Below are 24,330 nucleotides of genomic sequence, written 5' to 3' on the forward strand. Positions count from 1 at the left end.
CTGTCACCGGCGGCGATCCGGCCTACGTCACCTGTCCGCCCGACGGGGAGCCGCGCACCACGGTGCACAGCCACGCGGCGCTGCGCGACCGGCTGCGCTGGTTGTCCGAGGCGGCCGGGCTGACCGCCGGCGACCGGGTGCTCCAGCAATCGCCTTTGTGCGCCCCGGCGGCGGTCTGGGAGCTGTACGCCCCGCTGCTGAGCGGCGCGGCCGTGGTGCTGGCCCGGCCCGGCGGGGACCGCGACGCCCGCCACCTGGTCGGCCTGATCCGGGCGGAGCGGGTCAGCGTGGCCTGCTTCCGGCCCGACCTGCTCGCCGACCTGCTCGACCAGCGCGGGGTGGAGCGATGCGCCGCGCTGCGGCACGTGTTCTGCGGTGGGGCGCCGCTGTCCCGGCACCTGGTGGCGCGCTTCGCGGAGCGGTCGCCGGCGGCCCTGCACCACGTGCTCGTGCCGCCGGACGTGGCCGCGCCGGTAACCGCCCACCTGTGCGCCGTCGACGGCGAGCCCGCCGATCCGGCCACGCCCGACGGCGGGCCCGCCGACCCGGCCACGCCCGACGGCGGGCAGCGGCAGTTGATGCCGGTCGGCCGCCCGGTGCCGGGCACCCGGGTGCACGTCCTGGACCGGGCCGGTCAGCCACTGCCGGTCGGCGTGCCGGGGGAGCTGTACGTCGGTGGCGCCCCGCTGCCGGCGCCGGCCGGAGGTGTGGCGGCGCTGCTGGCGCCGGACCCGTTCGGCACGGCGCGCGGCGCGCGGCTGCTGCGCACCGGCGAGCGGGCCCGGATGCGCGCCGACGGCGTGATCGAGTACCTGGGCCGCCTCGACCACCAGGTACGGCTGCGCGGCTTCCCGGTGGACCTGGACCTGGTCGAGACGACCCTGGCCGGGCATCCCGCCGCGACCGCGGCCGCCGTGGTGGCGCACGACGACCGGCTGGTCGCGTACGTCGTGGGGCAGGCCGGGACCGGTGAGCTGGCCGCGTACCTGAGGCAGCGGCTGCCGGAGAATCTGCTTCCGGCCGCCTGGGTGGCGCTGCCGGAGCTGCCGCGCACCCCGGCCGGCACCGTCGACCGGTCCGCCCTGCCCGCGCCGCAGCCGCCCGCCGGCGAGCCCGCCGCCGCTGCCGAAGCGCCCCGCGACGAGGTGGAAGCGGCGATCGCCGACATCTGGCGGGAGCTGCTCGGGAACGACGAGGTCGGCCGGGACGACAACTTCTTCACCCTGGGCGGGCACTCCCTGCTCGCCACCAAACTCGCCGCGCAGATCGACGCCCGGTACGGCGTACGGCTCGCGCTGCGCGACCTCTTCGGCAACCCGACCGTCGGCTGGCTGGCCGGGCAGGTCCGGCGGCACGCGAGCGGCGCGGACACCGGCCCGGCCCCGATCCCGCGCGTCGGCCGCGACGGCGACCTGCCGCTGTCGTTCAGCCAGGAACGGCTGATCCGGCACCACCCGCTCGGCCCGGCCGACCCGATCCACAACGTGGTGACCGCGCTGCGGCTGACCGGACCGCTGGACGAGGCGGCGCTGCGCCGCGCCCTGGACGACGTCGCCGGGCGGCACGAGGCGCTGCGGACCCGGATCGTGGACGGCCCGGACGGGCCGGCGCAGCGGATCGAACCGGCCGGCGGCTGGCCGTTGACGGCGGTGGACCTCAGCGACGCCGACCCGGGCGAACTGCGCGCGCTGATCGAGGAGCAGGGACGGCGGCCGTTCCGCATCGACGCGGAGCCGATGGTGCGCGGCCTGCTGGCCCGCCTCGGCGAGGACCGGCACGCGCTGGTGCTCACCATGCATCACCTGGTCACCGACAACTGGTCCTACGGGGTGCTGGTGCGCGACCTGACCGAGTTCTACGGCGCCCACGCCGCCGGCCGGGCGCCGCGGCTGCCGGAGCTGGCCGTGCAGTACCCCGACGTGGCGGCGTGGCAGCGCCGGCAACTGGCCGGCGGCGCGCTCGACGCGCACGTGGACCACTGGCGGCGCGCCCTCGCCGGCCTGCCACCGGCACTGACGCTGCGGCCACCGGCCACCGGGACGACCGCCGCCGACGGCTTCACCCGCGCGTTCCGCGTCGACCCGGCGGTCACGGAGAAGCTGCGTGGGCTCGCCCGGCAGGAGGGGGCCAGCCTGTTCATGGCGCTGCTGGCCGCGTACCACCTGCTGCTCGCCGCCTGCTCCGGCCGCGACGACATCCCGGTGGGCTTCCCGGAGGCGGGCCGGGACCGGGCCGAGACGGCCGACCTGATCGGCTGGTTCGTGCACCCGCTCGTGGTACGCGCCGACCTGACCGCCGCGTCGACGTTCGCCGGGCTGGTGCGGCAGGTCCGGGACCGGACGCTCGACGCGTACGCCAACCGGGCCGTGCCGCCGTGGCTGGCGGCGCCGGCCACCGCGGACGCTGACCCGACCCGGACCCTGTTCAACCTGCTCAACGCCGAGGTGCCGGAACTCGCGTTGCCCGGGCTGCGGGTCGATTCGTTGGAAATCGGTGACGACTACGTCTTCTCCGAGGTGCTCGGCACCAACCTCAGACCGGCGGAGGTCGACTTGGCGCTGATCATGCGGGAACAGGGCGCGGAACTGCACGGCACCTGGATCTTCTCCACCGACGTCCACGACGCCCGGGCGCTCCAGGCGCTGATGCGACGCTGGGACCTGCTGCTCGGCCGGCTGGCCGACTCACCGGCGGCGCCGCTGACCACGCTCCGTGCCCGGCTGGACGAGGTGGGCGCATGAGCCTCTTCGCCTACCTGCTGCGCTACAGCCGGGGCCCGTTCCTGCTGGCCATCGCGGCGGGCATCGTCAGCGGCGGCACCGGCGCCGCCTTCATCGCCATGGTCAACCTGGCGCTGGCCGCCGACGCCGCGCCCTCGCAGCGGCTGATCTGGGGATACGTGGCGCTCTGCCTGGCCACGCTGGTCACCAAGTTCGTCTCCCAGAGCATGCTGTACCGGCTGTCCCAGGGCGCCGTCTACCACCTGCGCCGCCGCCTCATCGACGGCATCCTGGACGCCCCGCTGCGGACCGTGGAGCGGACCGGCACGGCGCAGCTCTACTCGGCGCTCGCCGACGACGTGGTGGTGATCGCCGACGCGCTGCCCGGCCTGCCGGGCATCTGCTCGGGCGCGGCGTTCGTGCTGGTGGCCATCGCGTACCTGGTGATCGTCTCACCGGCGGTGGCGCTCGCCACCGGCGCCACGGTCGTCGTGGGCGTGCTGCTCTACCTGCTCGTCTCCGCCTCCGGCCTGGGCGCGCTCAAGGCCGCGCGGCGGGAGCAGGACGCGCTGTTCGGTCACTTCCGTTCGGTCACCGAAGGGCTCAAGGAGCTGAAGCTCAACCGGGAGCGGCGGGCCGCGCTGATCGACGGTGAGCTGACGGCCACGGCGTCCGCCTACCGCCGGCACAGCGTCTTCGGCCTCTCCGTCTACGAGGGCGCCACAGGTGGCGGTCAGGCGGTCTTCTTCGCCTTCATCGGCCTGCTGCTGTTCGCCTTCCCCGCCTGGTTCGCCCTGTCCGACCAGACGCTCACGTCGTGCGTGCTGATCCTGCTCTTCGCCGTCTCCAGCCTTCAGGGCGTCCTCGTCTGGTTCCCCGCGCTGGGCCGGGCGTCGGTGGCCCTGGGGAAGATCAAGGAGCGGCTCGCGGAGCTCGACGCGGGTCTCGGCGGGCCGGGCGCGGGGCGGGCGCCCGCCGTGCCGAACAGCAGGGTCCCGGCCGCCGCGGGCCGGGCGGGCAACGTCTTCGCCGGGTGGCGAAGCATCGCCTTCCGCGGAGTCAGCCACGTCTACCCCGGACCGAAGGGCGAGCAGTTCGTGCTCGGCCCGCTGGACTTCGAGTTCCGGCGCGGCGAGATCCTCTTCGTCGTCGGCGCCAACGGCAGCGGCAAGACCACCCTGGCGAAGGTGCTCACCAGCCTGTACGAGCCGGAGAGCGGCGCGATCCAGGTGGACGGCACCCAGGTCACCGCGGCCAACCGGGAGGACTACCGCAACCTGTTCTCCGCCGTGTTCTCCGACTTCCACCTCTTCGACAGCCTGCTCGGGCTGCCGGCGGGGGAGCAGGCCGCCAAGGCGCAGCGGTACCTGGAGCGCCTGCAACTGGACCACAAGGTACGCGTCGACGGGGACCGCTTCTCCACCACGGCGCTCTCGCTCGGGCAGCGCAAACGGCTGGCGTTGCTGGTGACGTACCTGGAGGACCGCCCCTTCTGCCTGTTCGACGAGTGGGCGGCCGACCAGGACCCGGTCTTCAAGGACTTCTTCTACCGGGAACTGCTGCCGGAGCTGCGGGACCGGGACAAGGCCGTCGTGGTGATCAGCCACGACGACCGCTACTTCGACGCCGCCGACCGGCTCGTCCGGCTCGACTACGGCCAGATCAGGGAGGAGGAGGTTCCCCGTGGACAGTCGGTGGCTGGGCGGTCAGGTGTGGAATCCGGACGCTGACGTCCGCCTGTTCTGCCTGCCGTACGCAGGTGGCGGCGCGGCGGCGTTCCGGGGCTGGCAGCGCGCCGCGCCACCCGGAGTCCAGGTGGTGGCGTTGGAGCTGCCCGGCCGGGGCACCCGGCTGCAGGAGGCGCCCTTCCTGCGCCTCACCCCGCTGATCCGGTCCCTCGCCGACGCGCTGACCGGCGCGCTGGACCGGCCGTACGCGCTGTTCGGGCACAGCATGGGTGGCCTGCTCGCCTTCGAGCTGGCCCGGGTGCTGCGCCGCCGCCCGGTGCGCCAGCCGGAGCACGTGTTCGTCTCCGCCGCCGCGTCGCCGGACTCCCCGTCGTCGCGGCCGCTGCTGCACTGCGCCGCCGACGACGAGATCCGCGCGCACCTGGCGAAGCTGGGCGGCACCCCGCCGGAGGTGCTCGACAACGCCGACCTGATGCGGCTGATGCTGCCCGTACTGCGGGCCGACTTCTCGGTGCTGGAGACGTACGAGCACCGCCCCGAGCCGCCGCTGGCGACGCCACTGACGGTGCTGGGCGGCCGGGGGGACCGGATCGTGCCGCCGAGGGCGCTCGACGGGTGGCGGCGGCACACCTCGGCCCGGTCGCGGCTGTGCCTGTTCCCCGGCAACCACTTCTTCCTCCACGGCGCGCGGGCCGAGGTGGTGGCGACGGTGGCGCGGGATCTCGCCGCCGTCGTACCGCCGCCGTGGGTGTCCGGCGCCGCCGACCGGTACCACCACCGACCGCCCCCGACCACAGCCGCCGCCGCACCCGCCCGGAGCGGGCCGCCGGTGGACCGGAACCCAGGAGACGAGACATGACCCCCCTCGACCCGGCGGTGGACGCGGCCGACATCGAGCCGTTCACGCTGCTCAGTCCCCGGGACCGGGCGATCGTCCCGGCCGGCGTCAGCGACGCCTATCCGCTGCCCGACGTACCGGCCGACCTGGTCGCGCAGGCGTCGGCGTTCACCGAGGTCGACCTGGACGGCCGGCGGATCGAGGACCCGGCCCCGTTCGCGCCGGAGCGTTTCGCCTCGGCGGTCGAGGCGGTGGTGCGCGCGCACGAACTGCTCCGTTGCTCGACCGACCCGTCCGGCGGCACCGAGCCGCTGTACCTGGCGCATCCGGACGCCGCGGTCCCGCTGGCCCGGCACGACCACCGCAGCGTCGACGCGGACAAGCGCGACACGATGCTCGCCGCGCTGCTGGAGACCGAACGGGCCACGCCGTTCGACCCGGCCGCCGCCGGGGCGCTGCGGCTGACCGTGATCCTGGAGACCGAACAGAGCTGGACGCTGCTGGTCGCCGCGCCCCGGGCGCTGAGCTGCGTGGCCGACCCGGCGGGCATCCTCGCCGAGCTGCTGCGCGCCTATTACGCCGCGGCGCCGGTCACCGCCACCCGGCACGCGCCCTGCGTCGCGGACGCGCTCGACGCCGCCGCCGACTTCGAAGGCGAGGAGTACTGGACCCGGGCGCTGGCCGGCGGCTCCTGCGCCCTGCCCGGCGGCTGGGGCGGCGCGGCCGGGAGCACCGACCTCACCGTCGACCTGGCCGGGATGTCCGCCGGGCTGGCCGTGCTCGCCGACGCCGCCGGGGCGCCGCTGTCCACTGTGCTGTTCGCCGCCCACCAGACCGTGCTCGGCATGCTCGGCGCCGAACCGGCCGGGCACACCGACGCCACCCTCACCCCGCACGGCGGCGCCGCGCGCCCGGACTGCGAGCGACTGCTGCACCGCGTGGTGCGGCCCGTGCCGACGGCCGCCCGCGCGGCGACCTGGCGGGCGCTGGTGCGCGACGTGGCCGCCCACGAGCGCGACGCGTGGACCCACCGGCTCGCGTACCGCCCGGTCACCGGCAGGCCGGGGCAGGGGCAGCACGCCCTCTTCGAGTGGGACCCGGCCGCCGGCCTGCCCGGTGAGCCGCTGCCCGGCCTGCCGGCCGACCGGGACGGGTACGGCCTGCGGGTCACCGCCGGGCCGGACCGCCTGCGCCTGCGCGTCGCCGGGGAGACAGTCGACCCCGGGTACGCCCGCCGGCTCGCCGCGCTCTACCGGGAGGTGCTGGTGGCGATGGCCGCCGACCCCGACGGTGACGCCGGGCGCACCTACCTGCCGGCGGACGAGCGCGACGCGGTGCTGCGCGACTGGGCCGTCGCGGAGACGGCGCCCCGGGGCGACGTGACCGTGGTCGACCTGATCCGGGCCCAGGCCGACGCCACTCCGGACCGGATCGCCGTCCGGGTCGGCGACACGCGGCTCACGTACCGGGAGCTGATGCGGCGGGCCAACCGGCTCACCCACCACCTGCTCGACCTCGGCGCCGGCCGGGACACCCTGGTCGGCGTGTGCCTGGGCCGCACACCCGACCTCATCCCCGCCCTGATCGCGGTCTGGCAGTCCGGGGCCGGCTACCTGCCGCTGGATCCGCAGCTGCCGGCGGAACGGCTGCGCTACATGATCGAGGCGGCCGGCAGCCCGGTGGTGGTCACCTCCACCGTCGAGCAGGCCACCCTCACCGGCCTGTACGACGGCGTCCTGGTCCTGGTCGACGCGGACGCGGCGGCCGTCGCGGCCCGGCCCGACACCCCGGCGACCGTGCCGATCGACCCGGCCCAGCTCGCCTACGTCATCTTCACCTCCGGCTCCACCGGGCGGCCCAAGGGCGTGCTGGTGCCGCACGCCGGCCTGGCCAACTATCTGCTCTGGACCGTCGGCGCGTACGCCGCGCACGGCCCCGGCGGCGCCCCGGTCTTCTCCTCGATCTCGTTCGACCTGGGCATCCCGAACATCTTCACCCCGCTGATCACCGGGGAGCCGGCGCACCTGCTGCCCGAGCCGCTGGACACCGCCGACCTCGGGGCGCACCTGCTCACGGGCGCGCCGTACAGCTTCATCAAGATGACCCCGGGCCACCTGGACCTGCTCACCTGGCAGCTCACCGGGGAGCAGGCGCGGGACCTGGCCGGCATGGTCATCGCGGCCGGGGACTCGTTCACCGCGGCGCTGGCCGAGCGCTGGCTGGATCTGGCCGGGCCGGACGGCACGAAGGTCGCCACCGAGTACGGCCCCACCGAGATCACCATCGGCAACTCGGGGCAGCCGATCAGCGAGCCGCCGGCCACCGAGCTGGTGCCGCTCGGAGTGCCGATCGTCAACACCACCATGTACGTGCTGACCGAGCGGCTCGACCCGGTGCCGGTCGGCGTGCCCGGCGAGGTCTGGATCGGCGGCGTCGGGGTGGCGCGCGGCTACCTGGGCCGCCCGGACCTGACCGCGGACCGGTTCCGGCCCGACCCGTACGGCCCGCCGGGCAGCCGCCTCTACCGCAGCGGCGACCTGGCCCGCTGGCTGCCCGACGGCACGCTGGAGTTCCTCGGCCGCATCGACAACCAGGTCAAGATCCGGGGCTACCGGGTGGAACTGGGCGAGATCCAGGCCCGGCTCGCCGCCCATCCGGGCGTCCGTGACGCCGTGGTGCTCGCCCGCGAGCCCAGCCCCGGCGAGAAGCGCCTGGCGGCGTACGTGGTGCTCACCGCCGGCGCGGCGGTGGACGCCGCCGCGTTGCGCGCCCACCTCGCCGTCGACCTGCCCGACTACATGATCCCGGCGGACGTCGTCGCCATCGACCACATTCCGCTCACCACCAACGGGAAGGTGGACAGCCGCGCGTTGCCCGCCCTCTGATCCGCTCCCACGAATCCCCTCCGTGCCGACACCGGCCCCCGTGCGCCGGGACGATCGCGCACGCCGTACGAGAGGACGAATCCATGACCACGACATCTGACCGGTCGACGCGCGGCGCGCAGGGACTGAGGCTGGACCTCGCCGACGACGAACGGACCGCCCTGCGGGCACTGGCCGAGGAACTCGTCGCCGCGTCGCCGCGCCTGCTGGACGACCTGTCCTGGGTGACGCAGGCCCGGCAGGCGAGCTGCCGGATGCCGCTGCGGCTGATGGAGACGCTGCGCGACTTCCGCAGCGACGCCGGGGCCACCGGCTCACTCGTGCTCGCCGGCCTTCCGGTGGACGAGCGCGACCTGCCGAGCACTCCGACCGTCCGGGAGTCGGTGGAACGGGCGACCACCGTGCCGGCCGTCCTGGCCATGCTCGTCGGCCTGCACCTCGGCGAGGTGATCGCCTACCGCAGCGAGAAGAGCGGCGCCCTGGTGCAGAACGTCGTCCCGGTGCGTGGCCTGGAGGACTCCCAGAGCAACGCCGGGTCGGTGCCGCTGGAGTTTCATGTGGAGAACGCGTTCCACCGGGAACGCCCCGACTACGTCGGCCTGCTGTGCCTGCGCAACGATCACGCCAAGCGGGCCGGCACGCTGGTCACCTGCATCCGGCAGGCCCTGCCGCTGATCGAGGAGACCGACCGGAAGGTGCTGCGCGAGCCCCGGTTCGTCACCGCGCCGCCGCCCTCGTTCCGCCAGGGTGACCGCACCACGCCGCACGCGGTGCTCACCGGCAGCGTGGAGGACTCGAACATCTGCCTCGACCTGAACGCGACCACCGCGCTGGACGAGGAGGCCGGCGAGGTGATGGCGCGGTTGAAGCGGATCCTCACCGACGTCTCCACGCCGCTGGTGCTGCAGACCGGGATGATGGCGCTCATCGACAACCGGCTGGTGCTGCACGGCCGGTCCGAGTTCACTCCCCGCTTCGACGGGCGGGACCGTTGGCTGCACCGGGTCTACGTGCACCTGGACAACCGGCGGAGCCGGGAGTTCCGGGACGACGCCGGCGCCGTACTCAACTGATTTCGACGTTCACAAGGTCCACAAAACGGCCTCTAGTGGACGGTAGGCTGACCGGCGCCGGAAGGGGGCGCCGGCAGCCGTACCGCAGTGGCCGGCGGACATCAGTGCCAACCGCGAAAGGGATTCGATGACCGACACGCTGTCGCGCACCCGCCGAGGTGGCGAACACCGGCCGCTGGAGGAAGGCTTCCTCTACCGCTGGGCCGTCTGGGCGGCGCTCAATCCAGTGAAGGTCATCCTGGTCTGGCTGGTGCTGCTCGCCGGCGCGGCCGTCTCGGCCGGCTACTTCACCTCGCACCTGACCGGCAACACCAACTCCGTGATCGGCTCCGACTCGGAGAAGGCCGCCCAGCTGATCAGCACCGAGTTCCCCGACACGCCGAGCGAGACCGACTTCGTGGTCCTGCACTCGACCTCGATCGACGCGCAGGACCCGGCGTTCCGCGAGGTCGTCCGCACCGCTGTCGAGCGCTACCGCCAGGCCCCGGACGTGCGCACCGTGGTCAGCCCGTACGACGCGCCGGACCGGCTCATCGCCCCCGGCGGGAAGACCGCGCTCGTGCCGGTCAGTCTCGACGGCGACGACAAGAAACTCCAGGAGCAGGCCGGGCCGCTCGGCGAGATCGCCGAAGGGCTCGGCACCGGCCAGGTGGAGGCGTACTTCACCGGCGTCTCGCCGCTCGCCGCGGCCGCCGTCGAGCAGGGCAACGAGGACCTGTCCATGGCCGAGACGATCGGCTTCCCGGCCGCCGCCATCGTCCTGCTGCTCGCGTTCGGGTCGCTCGTGGCGGCCGCCATCCCGCTCCTGCTCGGTGTCGTCGCCGTGCTCGCCGCGTTCGGCGCGCTCGGCATCGCCACCCACTTCACCACCTTCGACGTGTTCGTGCAGACCGCTGTCAGCATGGTCGGCATCGCGCTCGGCATCGACTACACGCTGTTCATCGTCACCCGGTTCCGCGAGGAACTGGCGAAAGCAGGTGACAGCGGCCGTCCGGAACGGGCCCGGGCGATCGGGCGCACCGTCGCCACCGCCGGGCAGGCCGTCCTGTTCTCCGGCATCACCGTCGTCGTCTCGCTGGCCGGGCTCTGGCTGGTCCGCTCCGCGAAGGTCTATTCGATGGCCGTCGGCATGACAGTCGCCGTGCTGGTCATGATGCTCATCGCGGTCACCCTGCTGCCCGCCCTGCTCGGTCTTCTGGGCCCCCGCATCAACCGCTTCGCGCTGCCCTGGGCCCGCCGGTCGCTGGCCCACCCGGACCCGGAGCACTCCGGCTGGGCCAAGGCCATCGCCGTGGTCATGCGCCGTCCGCTGCTCGTGGCCGCGCTCGGCACCGTCCTGCTCGGCGCCCTGTCCATCCCGGTCTTCCACCTCCAGTACGGCGTCGACCTCGGCGCCGGCGCGGTGGCCGAGTCGCCGCCGGGCAAGGGGTACGGCATCGTCTCCGAGGCGTACGCGCCCGGCGTGCTCGCCCCGATCACAGTTGTCGTCTCGGCCGGCGGCGACCGGTTCACCGACGCGCAGCTCGACGCCGTCGCCCGGTTCAGCGACCAGGCCGCCGGCAACCGGGAGGCCGCTGACGTCGTGAGCGTCACCCGGGTGCTCGACGCCCAGGCCAAGGGGCACACCACAGCCCACCTCGAAGCCGCGACGCGCGCCGCCGGCCCGGCCCTGGCCGAGCTGGTGAGCCGTGACGGGGACACCACTGTGGTCACCGTCCGTCCACGGCACGGCGCGGACACCGACGAGACGGCCGATCTGGTACGCGAGCTGCGCACTCAGGCCGGTGGCGCGTTCGCCGGCACCGGGCTGACCGCTCACGTCGGCGGTGGCCCCGCCGAGATCGTGGACATCACCGACGAGAGCTCCCGGGCCATGCCGCTGGTCATCGGCGCCGTGCTGGCGGCGAGCTGGCTGCTGCTGTTGATCGCCTTCCGCTCGCTGGTTCTGCCGTTCGAGGCGATCTTCATGAACCTGCTCACCTCGGGCGCGGCCTTCGGCGCGGCGGTGCTGGTCTTCCAGGAGGGGCACGGCGCCGACCTCCTCGGCGTCGAGCGGACCGGGTTCATCCAGGTGATCCTGCCGCTGTTCGCGTTCGCCCTGGTCTTCGGGCTCTCCATGGACTACCAGGTGTTCATGCTCTCCCGGATGCGCGAGGAGTGGGACCGTACCGGCGACAACGCCGCCGCCGTCCAGCTCGGACTGACCCGCACCGCGAAGGTGATCACCGCCGCCGCGGCGATCATGGTCGTGGTCTTCGCGTCGTTCATGTTCACCCGCATCCTCGAGATCAAGCAGATGGGCTTCATGCTGGCCCTGGCCGTGCTGATCGACGCGACGATCGTCCGGCTGCTGCTGGTCCCGTCCCTGATGCGGCTCATCGGTCGCGGAAACTGGTGGCTGCCCGGCTGGCTGGACCGGATCCTGCCACGCACCCGGCACTGACCGCGGCGCCGTCGAGGTCCCGCCGGACCGGCACGATCCGGCGGGACCGGCCGTTCGGGGCGGCCGGGCGGCCCGCTCAGGCGGCGGCCGGCTCGACCAGCTCGACCAGGATTCCGCCCGCGTCACGCGGGTGGACGAAGTTGATCCGGGAGCCGGCCGTGCCGCGCTTGGGCTGCTCGTAGAGCAGCCGTACGCCGCGCTCACGCAGCTCGGCGGAGGTCTTCTCGACGTCGTCGACGGTCCAGGCGATCTGCTGCACGCCCGGGCCGGACTGGCTGAGGAAGCGGGCGATCGGCGAGGTCGGGGTCAGCGGGGCGAGCAACTGCAGCCGGCCATGGGCGGGGTCGGGGCCGATCGACATCATCGCCTCCCGGACTCCCTGCTCGGCGTTCTCCTCCACGTGCACGCACCGCATGCCGAAGACGGTCTCGTACCGCTCGATCGCCTCGTCCAGATCATTCACCGCCAGGCCGATGTGGTCGATGCCGCGCAGGCCGATTCCGGACAGCGCAGACTGCTGCGCCGAAGGTGAAAGCTCGTCAGACATGTCGTCAGCCTAGTGCCGGAAACGGGTTCTTCGAATAGGCGTCCATCGACGGAATGACGACCGGCGAGGGCGTGCGTGGCGTCCGGGCGAGGCGCTTGCCCCGCGTCCGAACCGGCCGTACCTTACATCGATGATCCTCAGTGACGGGTCGTCCCGGGACGTCGGCCACGGCGCTCCGCCGCCCGAGGACCTCGGCGGCATTGCCTACCTGCGCGGACTGTCCAGACGCGGGCTCCTCACCGGCGCCGCGCTGGCCGCGTCCGGGGTGTCGGCCGCCTTCGCCCTGCTGCCCGGCTCCGCCCGGGCCGCCGGCGGCTACCAGCGGCCGTGCGGACGTGTCCGCATCTCCAGCTCCTGGCAGGACCACCGGAACCGGACGCCGCCCTCGGCCGAGCCGGGCACCGACTACGCGGTCGGCGCCGGCACCCCGGTCATGGCGGCGGCGAACGGCACGATCCGGTTCGTGAAGGCCGACACGTCCACGGCCACCGGGCGGGTCGTGGGGATGGCCCACGACGACGGCAACTACACCCGGCACCTGCACCTGTCGGCGGTCGCCGTCTCACCCGGTCAACGTGTGTCGCGTGGCCAGACCATCGCGTACTCCGGCGCCTCGGCCAACGGCAGCGAGTCCGGCGTCGGGCCGCACGTGCACACCAGCCTCTGGCTGAACACCACCAGTCCGACGGATTTCCGCGCGACAGTCGATTTCGAGAGCTGGGCCGGAGACGTCACCAACCCGAACCCGCCCGACCAGGAGGCAGACGACGTGTTCATCGCGAACGTGAAGGGCAACTGGTATCTCGTGGTCCCCCAGGGCACCGGCAAACCGCGGGCGGTGGTCCTCGGCGGCGACAGCAACGCCGCCGCCTCCGGCATCCCCGTCCTGAACTTCACCTGGGATCCGTCGATCAGCGCGCTGCGGGCCGCGGTCGACGGCATCGGCTGACCCGATCCCGCGTCCGACCGCGGCTCGTGCGCGCGGGGACCAGCGGTCAGCGCCGGGCCGGCTCCGCCCGGGCGACGACCGCGCCGTCCACGAGCGTGCCCGCCGCGCCGAGGTAGCCGGCCGGATCACCGATCCGGGCCAGTTCCTCGGCGGTGTAGCGGCCCCGCAGCTCCGGCGTCTCCGCCAGGACGTCGTACAGTGCGCGATCGGTCGCGTCGGCCTCCGCGGCGGCCCGGGTCAGCACCTCCTTGATCCGGTCCCGGCCGACGACGGGGGTGAGCCGGGCGGCGACCCGTTCGGAGGTGAGCTGGCCCCGGGTCAGCGCCAGGTTGGCCGCCATCCGCTCCGGGCGCACCACGAGCCCCCGCGTCAGTGTCACGGCCGCCTCCGCGGCGCCGCCGGTGAGCCGCAGGCACTCGCGCAGCAGCAGCCACTCGGCGTGCCACACGCCGGCGGACCGCTCGTCCTCGCTGAGCAGCGCCTGGGTGAGCCCGGCCGCCAGCGGCGGCACCTGGAGCGCGGCGCTGCGGATCAGCGTGGCGAGGACCGGGTTCCGCTTGTGCGGCATCGCGGAGGAGGCGCCGCGCCCGCTGGCCGCCGGCTCGGCCACCTCGCCCACCTCGCTGCGCGCCAGCGAGAGCACGTCGACGGCGATCTTGCCGAGCGCGCCCGTCACGAACGCGAGCACCGCGGCGAGGTCGGCCAGCGGCGTACGCAGCGTGTGCCAGGGCAACGCAGGCCGGCTCAGGCCGGTCTCCTCGGCGAACGCCGCCACGAGGCGGTCCACGTAGCCGGGGTCCGGCTCGGCCGCGCCGTCCAGCGCCGCGTACTCCAGATAGCCGGCCAGCGTGCCGGCCGCGCCGCCGAGCGACACCGGCAGGCCCTGGTCGCGTACCCGGCACAGCCGCACCCGGGCGTCGCACAGCAACTGGTGCCAGCCGGCCGCCTTCAGCCCGAACGTGGTGGGGGCGGCGTGCAGGGCCAGCGTCCGCCCGGCCATCGGCAGGTCGCGGTGGGTCAGCGCCAGCCCGGCGAGTGCGTCGACGGCGGCGGCGAGGTGGTCGTCGATGACGGTGAGCGCCCGGTGCGCTACTGTCATCGCCGCGGTGTCCAGGATGTCCTGGCTGGTGGAGCCACGGTGGACGTACTCGGCGGAGGCCGGGTCCAGCTCGGCGACCGCGCGGGTCAACTGGGCCACAAGCGCCACCACCGGGTTCGCGGTGTCCCGGGACGCCATCGCGACGCCCCGCAGGTCGAACAGCTCGGCCCGGGCGGTCCGGGTGATCACCGCGGCGGCCTGGACGGGCAGCGTGCCCAGCCGCGCCTGGGCCCGGGCGAGCGCCGCCTCGGCGTCCAGCATGGCCTGCAACCAGGCCCGGTCGCCGACCACCGGCTCGATGCTCGTGCCGGCGCGCACCGGTGAGAGCAGGCCGCTGTCCACCGCCACCTCCAGCGTGTCGATCACACGATCACCCCGGGGAAGCGGGCCGCCCCGGTGGCCGCGCGGTCGGCCACCGCATGTCCGGCCGGCGCGAGCGAGCGCACCTCGGCGGCGATCGCGTCGGCGTCGGCCAGGATCACCGAGTCGTTGCCCGGCCGGATGCCGGCCGCTGTCACCCAGTGCACCGACTCGGTGGGCACACCGAACGCGAACCGGCGGGGGTGTGGCTGATCCTGGGCGTCGACGACCCGGTAGGGACGTTCGGTCACGGCGAGTCCTCCTGTCTCGTACGTGCCGCCGTCGTAGGGGATCCGGTACGGCCGGCACTGTTCGGTGTCGAGCATGTGGCGCAGCAACGGGTCGGCGGTGCCGCGCAGGTCGGGTTCCGGCAGCCGCGCCTCGATGAGGACGCCGGCGCGGACCGGGGGACCGGGCACGGTCCGGGACGTCGCTTCGAACGCGGGTGTCTCGGTGTCGATGACGATCTGGGTGTCCGGCCCGGTCAGTTCCAGCACACCGGCTTCGATCAACGCGATCGTCTCCTCGATGCGCCGGGCCGGCGGGCCGATCGAGAGGAACGCGTTGAACGGGGTGAACCAGCCGGTCAGCTCGTCGCGGTACGAGTCGCCGTCGATCCCGCCGTGATCGACCGCCAGGCGGATCTCGTTGCGCAGGTCACGCAGGACGTCCAGCGCTGCCTTGAGCGGCCCGTCGACGTTGCCGGCCCGCGCGTGCGCAACGTCCCGGGCCAGGTGGTCCAGCGCCCAGGCGCGGAAGTCGTCCCGGTCGCGGAACTCGCGCCCGCGGTACGGGTGGGCCAGCCGGTCCCAGTCCCAGCGCCGCGCCGGCGGTATCGGGTACTCGTCGAGCAGCGCCGGCCGCCGCTCGGCGGGGGTCGCGAGGTAGCGCAGCGTGAAACTCTCGGCCAGGCCGGCGTGCCCGGTGCGGCGCAGCAGCGTCGCGTAGTAGACGCTCTCCACCTCGGCGGCGATCAGCGGCCACACGTCGCGGCGGAACCGGATCGACTCGCCGCGGGCGCGGCGGGCGCGCAGCCGCGCCACGGCCTGCGCGGTCAGCAGCCGGGGCAGGTGCCGGCCGGTCACACCCTTCTGGTTGTCGCCCCGGGCGTGCGCCGGGATGCCCCGGCGGGAACTGGCGGACAACCTCGGTTCGGCGCCGCTGGGCCGGTACCGCAGCCGTCCGCCCTCCTCGGTGAAGCTGCCGCCGCGGCCGACGGTGAGCAGGATCAGGTGGTCGAAGAACGTCAGGCCCAGCCCGCGCAGCAGCACCGGCGCGCCCGCCGGGATGTGGCTGAGGTCGACGTCGGCGGGGTTGGCCTGGGGGAGATAGGTGAGTCCGTGTACCCGGGACAGGCTCGCCGTGCGTGCCTGCCGGGGATCCAGCCGGGCGGCGGCGTGTCCCAGGGCCAGCACCACGGCGTCCAGGTGGTGCAGCCGGGTGCCGTCGGCCAGCCGGACGCCCTGCGGACCGCCCGGCACGCCCGACGTGTCGGCGCTGGCCACCGCGCGGGAGCGGTGGCACCGGATCGAGACGTGCGGCGGCGCGCGGCGCACGATCCGGCGGAAGCTGGCCCGCAGGTAGTGGCCGTAGAACGCCCGGGTCGGATAGTCGTCGGGGCCGAGCGTGCGCGCCTCGTCGAGCACGTCGGGGTCGAGCGCGCCCCACGGGCCCGCCGACGCCACGCTCCGGGCCCACTCGTACAGGCTCGGCCCGGGCTCGATCGGCCCGGCCAGCCGGCAGCTCGGATCGGTGTAGACGGTGATCTGTGAGGCGACGGTGTTCGTCAGCAGCAGCCGGGACTGGTCGGTGCGCCACACCGCGCCGGCGCCGGGCGCGGCGGGGTCCACCACGTGCACGGTGAGGCTGGCGCAGGCCCGGTCGTGCCGTTCCTGGGCGCAGAGCCGCTCCAGGACGGACAGTCCGCGCGGGCCCGCGCCGACGATGCAGATCCGCAGATGCCGCGGGCCTGTCATCGCACGGCCTCGCTCGGGCGCTCGCCGCGCACCCGGGCGGCGTGCATCCAGGCCACCGCCGTGTGCAGCTCCTGCGGCGTCATCGCGGCGAGCGCCCGGTTGCGGGCCGTCGCCGCGTCCCCGGCGGCGTGCCAGAGCCGGATGCTGTCGCGGGAGACGGCCTGCACCGCGGCGGTCCGCTCCCGCCGTTGCGCGACGTAGCGGCGGAGCACCTCGGGCACCGGCTCGGCGCCGTCGCCGAGCAGGTCGCCGAGCACCACCGCGTCCTCCAGCGCCTGGCAGGCCCCCTGCGCGGCGTAGTGCAGCATGGGGTGCGCGGCGTCGCCGAGCAGGGCGACCCGGCCGTCGGCCCAGTCGTCGACGGGCGGCCGGTCGACGAGCACCCAGGCCCGCCACTCGTCGCTGAGGCGCAGCAGGTCACCGACCGCGCCGAGGCGCGACATCGCGGCCCGGACCAGTGCGCCGTCGGTGGGCCGGCCGGCGAACAGCGTGGGCGCGCCGTCGGCGTGACTGGCGGCCATGTTCAGGTACGCCCCGCCGCTGATCGGGTAGTGCACGAAGTGGCAGTCCGGTCCGGCCCACCAGGTGACCGCGTCCCGGCGTACCCGGGCCGGCACCTGGGACATGGGGACTATGGCGCGGTACGCGGTGATGCCGGAGTTGCGCGGCTCGCCGTCGCCGACGAGCTGGCGGCGGATGCGGGAGTGGATGCCGTCGGCGCCGACCACCATGTCGGCGGGGATCCGTTCGCCGGAGTCCAGGCGCACGGTGGCCTCGGCCGCGTTCTGGTCGTAGCCGGCCACCGAGGCGGCCGGGCGCAGCGTGATCCGGGGCAGCCGCCGGGCGGCGTCGAGCAGCCGGCGGTGCAACTCGGCGCGGTGCACCACCACGTACGGGCTGCCGAACCGGCGCTGGTACCGCTCGGTCAACGGCATGCTGGTGACGTGGGCGCCGGTCACGCCGTCCATGAACCGCAGTTCCGCCATGGCGACCGCGGTGGCCCGCACCTGCGGTCCCACACCGAGCGCGTCCAGCGCGTACAGGCCGTTGGGGGCGAGCTGGATGCCCGCGCCCAGCTCGGTGAACTCGGGCTGGCGTTCCAGGACCGTCACGTGATGGCCGTGCGCCGCGACCGCCAGCGCCGTGGCGAGCCCGCCGATGCCGCCCCCGGCCACGACCACGCGCACGGGCGTCCGGGTGCTCATCCGGCCGCGCTGTCCCGGTCGAGCAGCTGCCGGGCCAGCTCCAACCGTTTGATCTTGGTGGTGGCGGTCTGCGGGAGATCCCCAGGCGCCGCTGCACCGGGCGGGCCATCGGCGGCAGCGTGGCGACCGCGCCGGCCCAGCGGTCGATGTCGATCGGCAGGTCCTCGCTGGTGCAGATCACCGGCACGGGCGGCCCGTCCGGCGCCGGCAGGATGATCACCTCGACGAGTTCGTCCAGCCGGGTGAAGAGCGTGTCCTCGACCGCCAGCGTGCTGCCGAACCCGTCGATCTCGTCGACCTCGCGGTCGAGCAGGTGCAGGCAGCCCAACCGGGTGCGGTAGCCCAGGTCGCCCATCCGCCACCACGATCCGTGGCGCTGACCCTCGTACCGCTGCTGCTCGCCGAGGTAGGTGACGATGCGCCCGTCGGTGCGTACCTCGATGTAGCCGGGGTTGTCGCGGCTGGGCGGGCGTCCGTTGCGGCTGACCACCCGGATGTCGGTCATGCCGGGGAACGGCATGCCGACGCAGCGCCCGTCGGCGTCCTCGGGCCGGCGGCGGGTGAACGCGCGGGCCGCGACCGGGCCGACCTCGCTCTGCCCGTACAGCTGGCCGAACACCGGCTTGGGATGCGCGGAGGCCCCGAGCATGCGCCGGACCGTGCGCGGGTGGATGGCGTCGAAGGTGCTGCTGAAGTAGCGCACGGTGGCCAGCGGCGCGCGCGGGTCGTCGGCCAGCCGCTCCCACCGCAGGAACGAGTTGGGGTGGGTCTCCAGCACGCCCGGACGATGGGTGAGGAACAGGTCGGTGGCCTGGTCCGGGTCGTTGTCGGCGAGCACCAGCAGCGGGAAGCCGCGCAGCATCGTGATCGCGAGCGCGGTGAACAGGCGCGAGTGCACGAACGAGACGTGGATGGCGACCGGGCAGCGGCGGCGCACCAGCGCGGCGACCGACGCCTGCGGGCGGTAGCGCGCCTGCAGCGTCCGTCCGGTGTGCACGGCCAGCTTCGGCAGCCCGGTGGTGCCGGAGGTGTGGGTGACCAGGGTGGGGTGGTCGGGGGACATGACGATCGGCGGGACGCTCGGCACACCGGTCAGGGCGCGCAGCGACGTGGCCGACGGATGGTCTCCGGAGGCGAGCAGCACCCCGGCGACCGCCGGGAACACGGTGTCCGCCAGTTCCCCGTCGAGGGTGGCGCGGTCGGTCAGCAGGTACGGCCGGCCGGCCCGGCGGATCAGGTGCAGCACCGTGGTGGCGTCGAGGTGGGGGGAGAGCAGCACCGGCACGGCCCCGATCCGGGCCAGCGCGCACGCGCTCAGCGTGATGTCGAAGTTGTGCGACTTGTGGACCACCACGCGGTCGCCCGGTCGTACGCCGGCGGCGTGCAGGCGGGCGGCCAGGTCGGCGACCAGGCCGGCGACCGCGCCGACGGTGAGCCGCCGGCCGAGTTCCGGCGCCACGTCGAGGTCGTGGTCGAGGGTGATGCTGTTGTCCGGGTGCCGGGCCGCGGCCCGGTCGAAGAGTGTGCCCAGTCGGATGCCGCGATTGGCGATCGTCTGCAGCAACATGTCCGGCTCCTACCGTTCGGTCTCGATGATCGACTTGAGTCGGCGCAGCGTCTCGTGCAGATCGGCGCCGACCTTGGCGCCCCATTCGGTGACGAAACGCCGGCGCTCGTCGTCGTCCATGTCTCGGGTGATCTTGCGGATGCCCTCGGTGGGCTCGTCCATCCGGAAGTGGTGCGTCAGGCGGCAGCCGGCACCCTCGGGGCTCATCCGGAAGGCCCACACGCTGCTCTGGGCGCGCCCCCGGCTGTCCCGCATGGCCCAGCTGAACTCGACGCCGGGGATCGCGGTGTGCACCTGCGACTCCGTGGTCCAGACGCCGCGGACGACCGGCGCCCAGGCGACGACGTCCTCGCCACGGACGTTGTGGCCGCGGAACACCGCCCCGGCGGCGCCGGGACGGCCGCTGATCCACTCGCCTCCGGTGCACTCGGTGCTCCACTCCCGGCACCGGGGAAGGTCACTGACGAGCGCGTAGACCTCGTCCGGAGTGGCGCCGACGACGATTTCCGCCTGCGATTCGAACAGTGGCGTGGTGGTATCGGTTTCGGCCATGCGGAGAATCGTCGTTATCGGCTTCCCGAAGGGTCAAAGTGTTCGACTCTGATTCATCAGGTTCGACGTCTTTCGTGGCCGGGACGCCTATAATCCGGCGCAGATCCGCGACGCGACTAAGGACACGGGAAGAGTCATGGGGGGGAGCACGGAAGAAGGCACCGCCGTGCCCGGCTCCGCCGACGAGGCCGGGGTGCCGCACGACGAAGGCGGTCTGCTGCGGGACATCGCCCGGCAGGGCCGGCGGCTGCTCGACGCGCCGGCCGCCTTCGTCGCCGTCGTGTCCGAGGACGGACCGACGATCTCGGTACGGGCGGCGGACGGCCCCCACGAGGACGGCCGGCTGGACCTGCCCGGTCACCATCCCTCCGGCCCGGCGCTGCTGGACGGATCGCCGCTGTGGTGCGCGGACTCCGGCCCCGCCGCCGCGCCGGTGTCCGGATCGGACGGCGACGGGGCACTGCACGCGGTGGTCGCGGTACGTCTGGGCCACCTGCGCGGATACGCCCCCCGCCGGTCCGTCGCCGCGCTGTACCTCGCCGACCGGCGCCCCCGGACGGTCACCGAGGGGGAGCGAGTCCAGTTGACCTCGTTCGCCCGGCTCGCGGGCGCGGCGATGGAGAAGACGCAACTGCTGGACGTCGCGATCGCCCGGCTCTACGGGCTGGAGCAGCAGTCCGCCCGTACCGCCGCCGACCTGGACCGGATGCGGGCGCTGCGCTCCGCGCACTACGGCTTCATCGACCTGGCCGTGGCCCGCGGCGACGCGCGCGCCTTCGTGGTGGAGGCCGACCGGCGTCTCGGCGCGTCGGTGCGGCTGTGCACCGACGACGGTCTGGTGGTCGCCGCGAGCCGGTCCGCCGCCGGACCGGAGCCGGGCGTGCCGGACGGCCGCCGCATGGTCGTCCCGGTGCTGGCCGGCGACCGGCGGATGGGAGACCTGCTGCTGGAGATGGACAGCCCGCTCGCCGACCCGGACGGGCAGCTCCTGCTCCTGATCGCCCAGGCGGCGGCGGTGATCCTGCGCCAGCTCGACGACAGCCGGGAGAGCCAGGCCCGCCGTGCCCTGCTCAACGAGCTGATCACCACGCCGCAGCCCACCGGCACGCTTGTCGAACGGGCCCGGCGGCTGGGCGTGCGGCTGGACCGGCCGTACGTCGTGGTGGTGTTGCGCCCGGACGGCGTCAGCCCGCACTGGGCGTCGATGTGGAGCGCGGCGTTCGCCGCCCGGGGTGACGGTCTGTCCGCGCTGCACGACGACGACATCGTGCTGCTGCTGCCGGGGGAGGCCGACCCGGCCGAGATCGCCCGGACGGCCGCGGAGGAGTCGGGCGCGCTCTTCGGCCGCCCGGTGACGGCCGCGGCGTCCGACAGCGGTTCCGGGCCGGAGCGGGTGGCGGTGCGCTACCGGCAGGCGCTGCGCTGCCTCGACGTCATGATCTCAATGGAGCTGGCCGGTCGCGGCGTGTCGGTACGGGAGCTGGGTTTCCTGCCGATGCTGCTGGCCGGCCGGGAGGGCATCGACCAGTTCATCGACGCCACCCTCCAGCCGGTGCTCGACTACGACCGGCACCGCGACGGCGACCTCGCCCGCACGCTCGACGCGTACTTCGAGGCCGGCCGCAGCCCGACCAACGCGGCCGAGCTGCTGCACATGCACCCGAACACGGTCACCCGGCGGCTGGACCGGGTGAAGCGCCTGCTCGGCCCGACCTGGCAACTCCCGGCACGGGCGCTGGAGATCCAGCTCGCGCTACGCCTGCACCGCCTGCTCACCGAGCTGTGACGCCGCGCCGTCCGGGACGACCAGGGCCCGCCGTCCGCGCATCTCGCCGTCCTCCACCATCCGGTGCGCCTCCCGCATCGCGGACAGCGGAAGGCGCACCACCTCGCGCGGGCGCAGCCGGCCGGCCGCGAGCAGCCGGTTGATGAAACCGGCCGCCTCCGCCAGTTCCGCGGTCGTGGCGAGCGAGATGACGAAACCGACTATCGACCTGTCGTTCGTGTACAGCTCACCGGCGGGCAGCGCGGGCCGGGTCCGCGCGCCCGCGAGCAGCACGATCCGCCCCCGTACGGCGAGTTGCCCGACCGCCAGGTCCAGGTCGTTGGTGCCGGAGGTGTCCAGGTAGACGTGGACGCCCTCCGGGCAGGACGCGGCGAGCCGGTCACCGAGGTCGGGCGCGGCGTAGTCGACCACCTCGACGGCGCCGGCGGCCCGGCAGAACGCCTCGTCCCGGGGCGCCGCGGTGGCGACCACGCGCGCGCCGAGCGCCGTCGCCGTCGTGATCAACGCGGAGCCGACGTTGCCGCCGCCTCCGCCCACCACCACGGTCTCACCGGGGCGCAGGCGGCCGTGCACCGCCAGCGCCAGGTAGGCGGTGGCGGCCGGGTGCAGCACGGTGACGGCCTCCACCGAGGCCGCCGCCGGTAGCGGGTACAGCCGGTCCGCGGGCACCACCACCTGCTCGGCGGCCGCGCCCTGACGTCCGCCGTGGCCCAGGCTGTTGCACCAGACCCGGTCGCCGGGGCGGAAGCCGGCCACGCCGTCACCGGCGTGCGCGACCACGCCCACCACGTCCCGGCCCACCACGAACGGCAGCGGGACCGGCGTACGGTACGTGCCGGCCCGCACGAACGTGTCGACGTGGTTGACGGTGGTGGCGAGCGTGTCGACCAGCACGTCGGTGGGGCCCGGCCGGGGCGCGGGCAACTCGCCGTACCGGATCTCGGTGGCCGGGCCCAGCCGGTCGACGTAGGCGGCCCGCACTGTCGTCATCGGCGGGCCGGCCCGCCGTCGTCGTTCTGGAAGAACGCCATGCGCGACGACTGGTCCGCGTACGGGCTCGGCGTCGGCGGCTTGTCCAGGACGATCCCGAACCACCGCCGGTACGCCTCCAGCAGCGCGTCGTCGTCGGTGAGCGTCTCGACGCTCCGGCGGTCGCCGGCGATGACCGTCAGCACGTCACCCTGGAGCGTGACCCGGCCGTCGGCGGTGGGCAGCGTGCAGAACATGTTCCGCAGGAACGGCGAGTCCGGGCAGGTGCGGTACCACCACAGGTTCTGCCGGAAGTCGGCCAGGTCGGCCGGCTCGTCGTAGAACCGGTACTGCAGCGCGTCGTTGCGGTACACGTCGACGACCCCCGGCTCGACCCGCCGGGTGGCGAACCGGCCGTGCGGGTCCACGTACGGCTCGGCCGCGTCGAGCCGGAACGGGAACCGGCTGTTCTTGCCGAAGCCGACGTCGACCAGCCAGCGGGAGCCGGTCTCGGGCAGGTCCACGGTCAGCATCAGATGATTGTGCGGGCCGTTGAACCGCCCGGAGAGCCAAACCCGCCCCTGATGCAGCGTCACCGCGAAACCCAGCGCCCGCAACAGGAAGAACAGCGAGGTGTTGATCTCGAAGCAGCCGCCGCCGCGGCGCTGGCGGATCACCTTGTCCAGCACCCGCTCGTCCATGTAGATCTCGTGGCCCAGGTGGTAGTCCAGGTTCTCGAACGGCACCGTGAACGTGTGGCGCTCCTGCAGGTCGCGCAGCGCCGCCAGGTCCGGCCGCGCGGGGCGGGCGGCGCCGATCCGGTCCAGGTAGCCCCGCACCTGCTCGTCGGTCAGCACGGCTCAGTCCCGCTCGTACGACATGCGCATCGACTTCTTGACGTGCGGACTCGGCTTCGGCGGCGCGTCCAGCTTGATGCCGAAGTACTTGTCGTACGCCGCCAGCAGGTCGTCGTCGTTGGTGATCCGTTCGATGCGCCGCTCGTCGCCGTCGATCACGACGAGCTTGTTCTCCCGCAGGATGATGCGCCCGTTCTCGGTCGGCAGCGTGCAGGACAGGTTCTGCAGGAACGGCGAGTCCGGTGAGGTGCGGTACCACCACAGCACCTGCATGCCGTCGGCCGCCACGACCGGCTCGTCGTAGAAGCGGTACTGCAGCGCGTCGGCCCGGAAGACGTCGGTGGCGTTGTCGGCGACCCGCTTGGTGGAGAAGGTGCCGTGCGGGTCCTCCTGCGGCTGCGGCGACTCCAGCAGCAGCGGGTAGCGGCTGCTGCGACCCAGGCCGACGTCGCTCAGCCACCGCTGCTCGCCGATGCGCACCGTGGTCACCGAGTGGTTGTACGGCGGCGTGAACTCGTGCCCGAGCCAGACCCGGCCCTGGTGCAGCGTGACGTCGAAGCCCAGCGCCTCCAGCAGGTAGTGGAACGCGTTGTTGATCTCACCGCAGCCGCCGCCGCGGTTCTGGTACACGATCTTCTCGACCACCCGCTCGTCGATGAAGATCTCCTTGCCGAGGTGGTAGTCGATGGTCTCGAACGGCACCGTCAGCTCGTGCTGCGCGTGCAGCAGCCGCAGCGCCTCGGCGTCGAGCCGCTCCGGCCGGGCCACACCGATGCGGTTCAGGTACGCGTCGACAAGCGTGTCGTCGAGCATGTG

The 24,330-nt window shown here is 73.9% G+C and carries 16 protein-coding genes and 1 pseudogene; 8 read left to right on the plus strand and 9 right to left on the minus strand.

Features of this window, described 5'->3' with window-relative positions; all coding sequences use genetic code 11:
* The 6 genes from MCBG_RS30995 to MCBG_RS00720 form a co-directional block, all read left to right on the plus strand.
* The coding region (locus MCBG_RS30995) for a condensation domain-containing protein (protein WP_198033254.1) at positions 1–2,741 on the plus strand (2,741 nt) is incomplete at its 5' end.
* On the plus strand, positions 2,738–4,450 hold the full coding sequence (locus tag MCBG_RS00700; protein ID WP_043323008.1) for a cyclic peptide export ABC transporter: 1,713 nt from the start codon (positions 2,738–2,740) through the stop codon (positions 4,448–4,450). The genes MCBG_RS30995 and MCBG_RS00700, both read left to right, overlap by 4 nt.
* On the plus strand, positions 4,404–5,267 hold the full coding sequence (locus MCBG_RS00705) for a thioesterase II family protein (protein ID WP_084789382.1): 864 nt from the start codon (positions 4,404–4,406) through the stop codon (positions 5,265–5,267). The genes MCBG_RS00700 and MCBG_RS00705 overlap by 47 nt, the downstream gene beginning before the upstream one ends.
* The gene (locus MCBG_RS31000; protein ID WP_051610877.1) at positions 5,264–8,131 is read left to right on the plus strand and encodes a non-ribosomal peptide synthetase family protein; all 2,868 of its coding nucleotides are present in this window, start codon (positions 5,264–5,266) and stop codon (positions 8,129–8,131) included. The genes MCBG_RS00705 and MCBG_RS31000 overlap by 4 nt, the downstream gene beginning before the upstream one ends.
* A gap of 83 nt (positions 8,132–8,214) precedes the next feature.
* Positions 8,215–9,204, plus strand: a complete 990-nt coding sequence (locus MCBG_RS00715; RefSeq protein WP_082930898.1) for a TauD/TfdA family dioxygenase — start codon at positions 8,215–8,217, stop codon at positions 9,202–9,204.
* A gap of 127 nt (positions 9,205–9,331) precedes the next feature.
* A complete protein-coding gene (locus MCBG_RS00720) occupies positions 9,332–11,647 on the plus strand; it encodes an MMPL family transporter (protein ID WP_051610882.1) in 2,316 nt (771 codons plus the stop codon).
* A 76-nt stretch (positions 11,648–11,723) separates the two neighbouring features.
* Here MCBG_RS00720 and mce read toward each other — a convergent pair whose 3' ends face one another.
* The gene (gene mce, locus MCBG_RS00725; RefSeq protein ID WP_043323011.1) at positions 11,724–12,194 is read right to left on the minus strand and encodes a methylmalonyl-CoA epimerase; all 471 of its coding nucleotides are present in this window, start codon (positions 12,192–12,194) and stop codon (positions 11,724–11,726) included.
* A 130-nt stretch (positions 12,195–12,324) separates the two neighbouring features.
* Here mce and MCBG_RS00730 point away from each other — a divergent pair, with 130 nt between their 5' ends.
* Positions 12,325–13,143, plus strand: coding sequence for a M23 family metallopeptidase (locus MCBG_RS00730; RefSeq protein WP_043323013.1), 819 nt, complete (start codon positions 12,325–12,327; stop codon positions 13,141–13,143).
* A 46-nt stretch (positions 13,144–13,189) separates the two neighbouring features.
* Here the strand turns inward: MCBG_RS00730 and MCBG_RS00735 are convergent, their stop codons facing one another.
* From MCBG_RS00735 to MCBG_RS00760, 5 genes and pseudogenes are all read right to left on the minus strand, one after another.
* On the minus strand, positions 13,190–14,608 hold the full coding sequence (locus MCBG_RS00735) for a nitrosuccinate lyase (RefSeq protein ID WP_043323016.1): 1,419 nt from the start codon (positions 14,606–14,608) through the stop codon (positions 13,190–13,192).
* Positions 14,605–16,578, minus strand: coding sequence for an FAD/NAD(P)-binding protein (locus MCBG_RS00740; protein WP_043323019.1), 1,974 nt, complete (start codon positions 16,576–16,578; stop codon positions 14,605–14,607). Before MCBG_RS00740 ends, MCBG_RS00735 begins: the two co-directional genes overlap by 4 nt.
* A complete protein-coding gene (locus MCBG_RS00745) occupies positions 16,575–17,783 on the minus strand; it encodes an FAD-dependent monooxygenase (RefSeq protein ID WP_043323022.1) in 1,209 nt (402 codons plus the stop codon). Before MCBG_RS00745 ends, MCBG_RS00740 begins: the two co-directional genes overlap by 4 nt.
* Before the next feature lie 478 nt (positions 17,784–18,261).
* A pseudogene (locus tag MCBG_RS31420) lies at positions 18,262–19,350 on the minus strand (AMP-binding protein); the annotation flags it as partial.
* A gap of 9 nt (positions 19,351–19,359) precedes the next feature.
* Complete coding sequence (locus MCBG_RS00760; protein WP_043323031.1) at positions 19,360–19,902, minus strand: SRPBCC family protein; 543 nt, start codon at positions 19,900–19,902, stop codon at positions 19,360–19,362.
* 136 nt (positions 19,903–20,038) lie between these two features.
* On the opposite strand from MCBG_RS00760, the gene MCBG_RS00765 reads away from it, so the two are divergent.
* Positions 20,039–21,688, plus strand: coding sequence for a helix-turn-helix domain-containing protein (locus MCBG_RS00765; RefSeq protein WP_140946103.1), 1,650 nt, complete (start codon positions 20,039–20,041; stop codon positions 21,686–21,688).
* Here the strand turns inward: MCBG_RS00765 and MCBG_RS00770 are convergent.
* The 3 genes from MCBG_RS00770 to MCBG_RS00780 are packed head-to-tail and all read right to left on the minus strand — an operon-like array spanning position 21,656 to position 24,327.
* Positions 21,656–22,678: an NADPH:quinone reductase gene (locus MCBG_RS00770; protein WP_205796687.1), complete on the minus strand. Its 1,023-nt coding sequence runs from the start codon at positions 22,676–22,678 to the stop codon at positions 21,656–21,658. The two genes, MCBG_RS00765 and MCBG_RS00770, sit on opposite strands and share 33 nt — an antisense overlap.
* Positions 22,675–23,514: an arylamine N-acetyltransferase family protein gene (locus MCBG_RS00775; protein WP_051610885.1), complete on the minus strand. Its 840-nt coding sequence runs from the start codon at positions 23,512–23,514 to the stop codon at positions 22,675–22,677. The genes MCBG_RS00770 and MCBG_RS00775 overlap by 4 nt, the downstream gene beginning before the upstream one ends.
* Before the next feature lie 3 nt (positions 23,515–23,517).
* Positions 23,518–24,327, minus strand: a complete 810-nt coding sequence (locus MCBG_RS00780; protein ID WP_051610887.1) for an arylamine N-acetyltransferase family protein — start codon at positions 24,325–24,327, stop codon at positions 23,518–23,520.
* Positions 24,328–24,330 lie beyond the last annotated feature (3 nt).

This window comes from Micromonospora sp. M42 (assembly GCF_000568915.1).
GTDB classification, from domain to species: domain Bacteria; phylum Actinomycetota; class Actinomycetes; order Mycobacteriales; family Micromonosporaceae; genus Micromonospora; species Micromonospora chalcea.

What these genes read in the sequence shown, in the direction of transcription:
- MCBG_RS00700 (WP_043323008.1), top strand. Translation starts at nt 2,738, where the DNA reads ATGAGCCTCTTCGCCTACCTGCTGCGCTACAGCCGGGGCCCGTTCCTG.
- MCBG_RS31000 (WP_051610877.1), top strand. Translation starts at nt 5,264, where the DNA reads ATGACCCCCCTCGACCCGGCGGTGGACGCGGCCGACATCGAGCCGTTC.
- MCBG_RS00715 (WP_082930898.1), top strand. Translation starts at nt 8,215, where the DNA reads ATGACCACGACATCTGACCGGTCGACGCGCGGCGCGCAGGGACTGAGG.
- MCBG_RS00720 (WP_051610882.1), top strand. Translation starts at nt 9,332, where the DNA reads ATGACCGACACGCTGTCGCGCACCCGCCGAGGTGGCGAACACCGGCCG.
- mce (WP_043323011.1), bottom strand. Translation starts at nt 12,194, where the DNA reads ATGTCTGACGAGCTTTCACCTTCGGCGCAGCAGTCTGCGCTGTCCGGA.
- MCBG_RS00730 (WP_043323013.1), top strand. Translation starts at nt 12,325, where the DNA reads ATGATCCTCAGTGACGGGTCGTCCCGGGACGTCGGCCACGGCGCTCCG.
- MCBG_RS00740 (WP_043323019.1), bottom strand. Translation starts at nt 16,578, where the DNA reads ATGACAGGCCCGCGGCATCTGCGGATCTGCATCGTCGGCGCGGGCCCG.
- MCBG_RS00745 (WP_043323022.1), bottom strand. Translation starts at nt 17,783, where the DNA reads ATGAGCACCCGGACGCCCGTGCGCGTGGTCGTGGCCGGGGGCGGCATC.
- MCBG_RS00760 (WP_043323031.1), bottom strand. Translation starts at nt 19,902, where the DNA reads ATGGCCGAAACCGATACCACCACGCCACTGTTCGAATCGCAGGCGGAA.
- MCBG_RS00765 (WP_140946103.1), top strand. Translation starts at nt 20,039, where the DNA reads ATGGGGGGGAGCACGGAAGAAGGCACCGCCGTGCCCGGCTCCGCCGAC.
- MCBG_RS00770 (WP_205796687.1), bottom strand. Translation starts at nt 22,678, where the DNA reads ATGACGACAGTGCGGGCCGCCTACGTCGACCGGCTGGGCCCGGCCACC.
- MCBG_RS00780 (WP_051610887.1), bottom strand. Translation starts at nt 24,327, where the DNA reads ATGCTCGACGACACGCTTGTCGACGCGTACCTGAACCGCATCGGTGTG.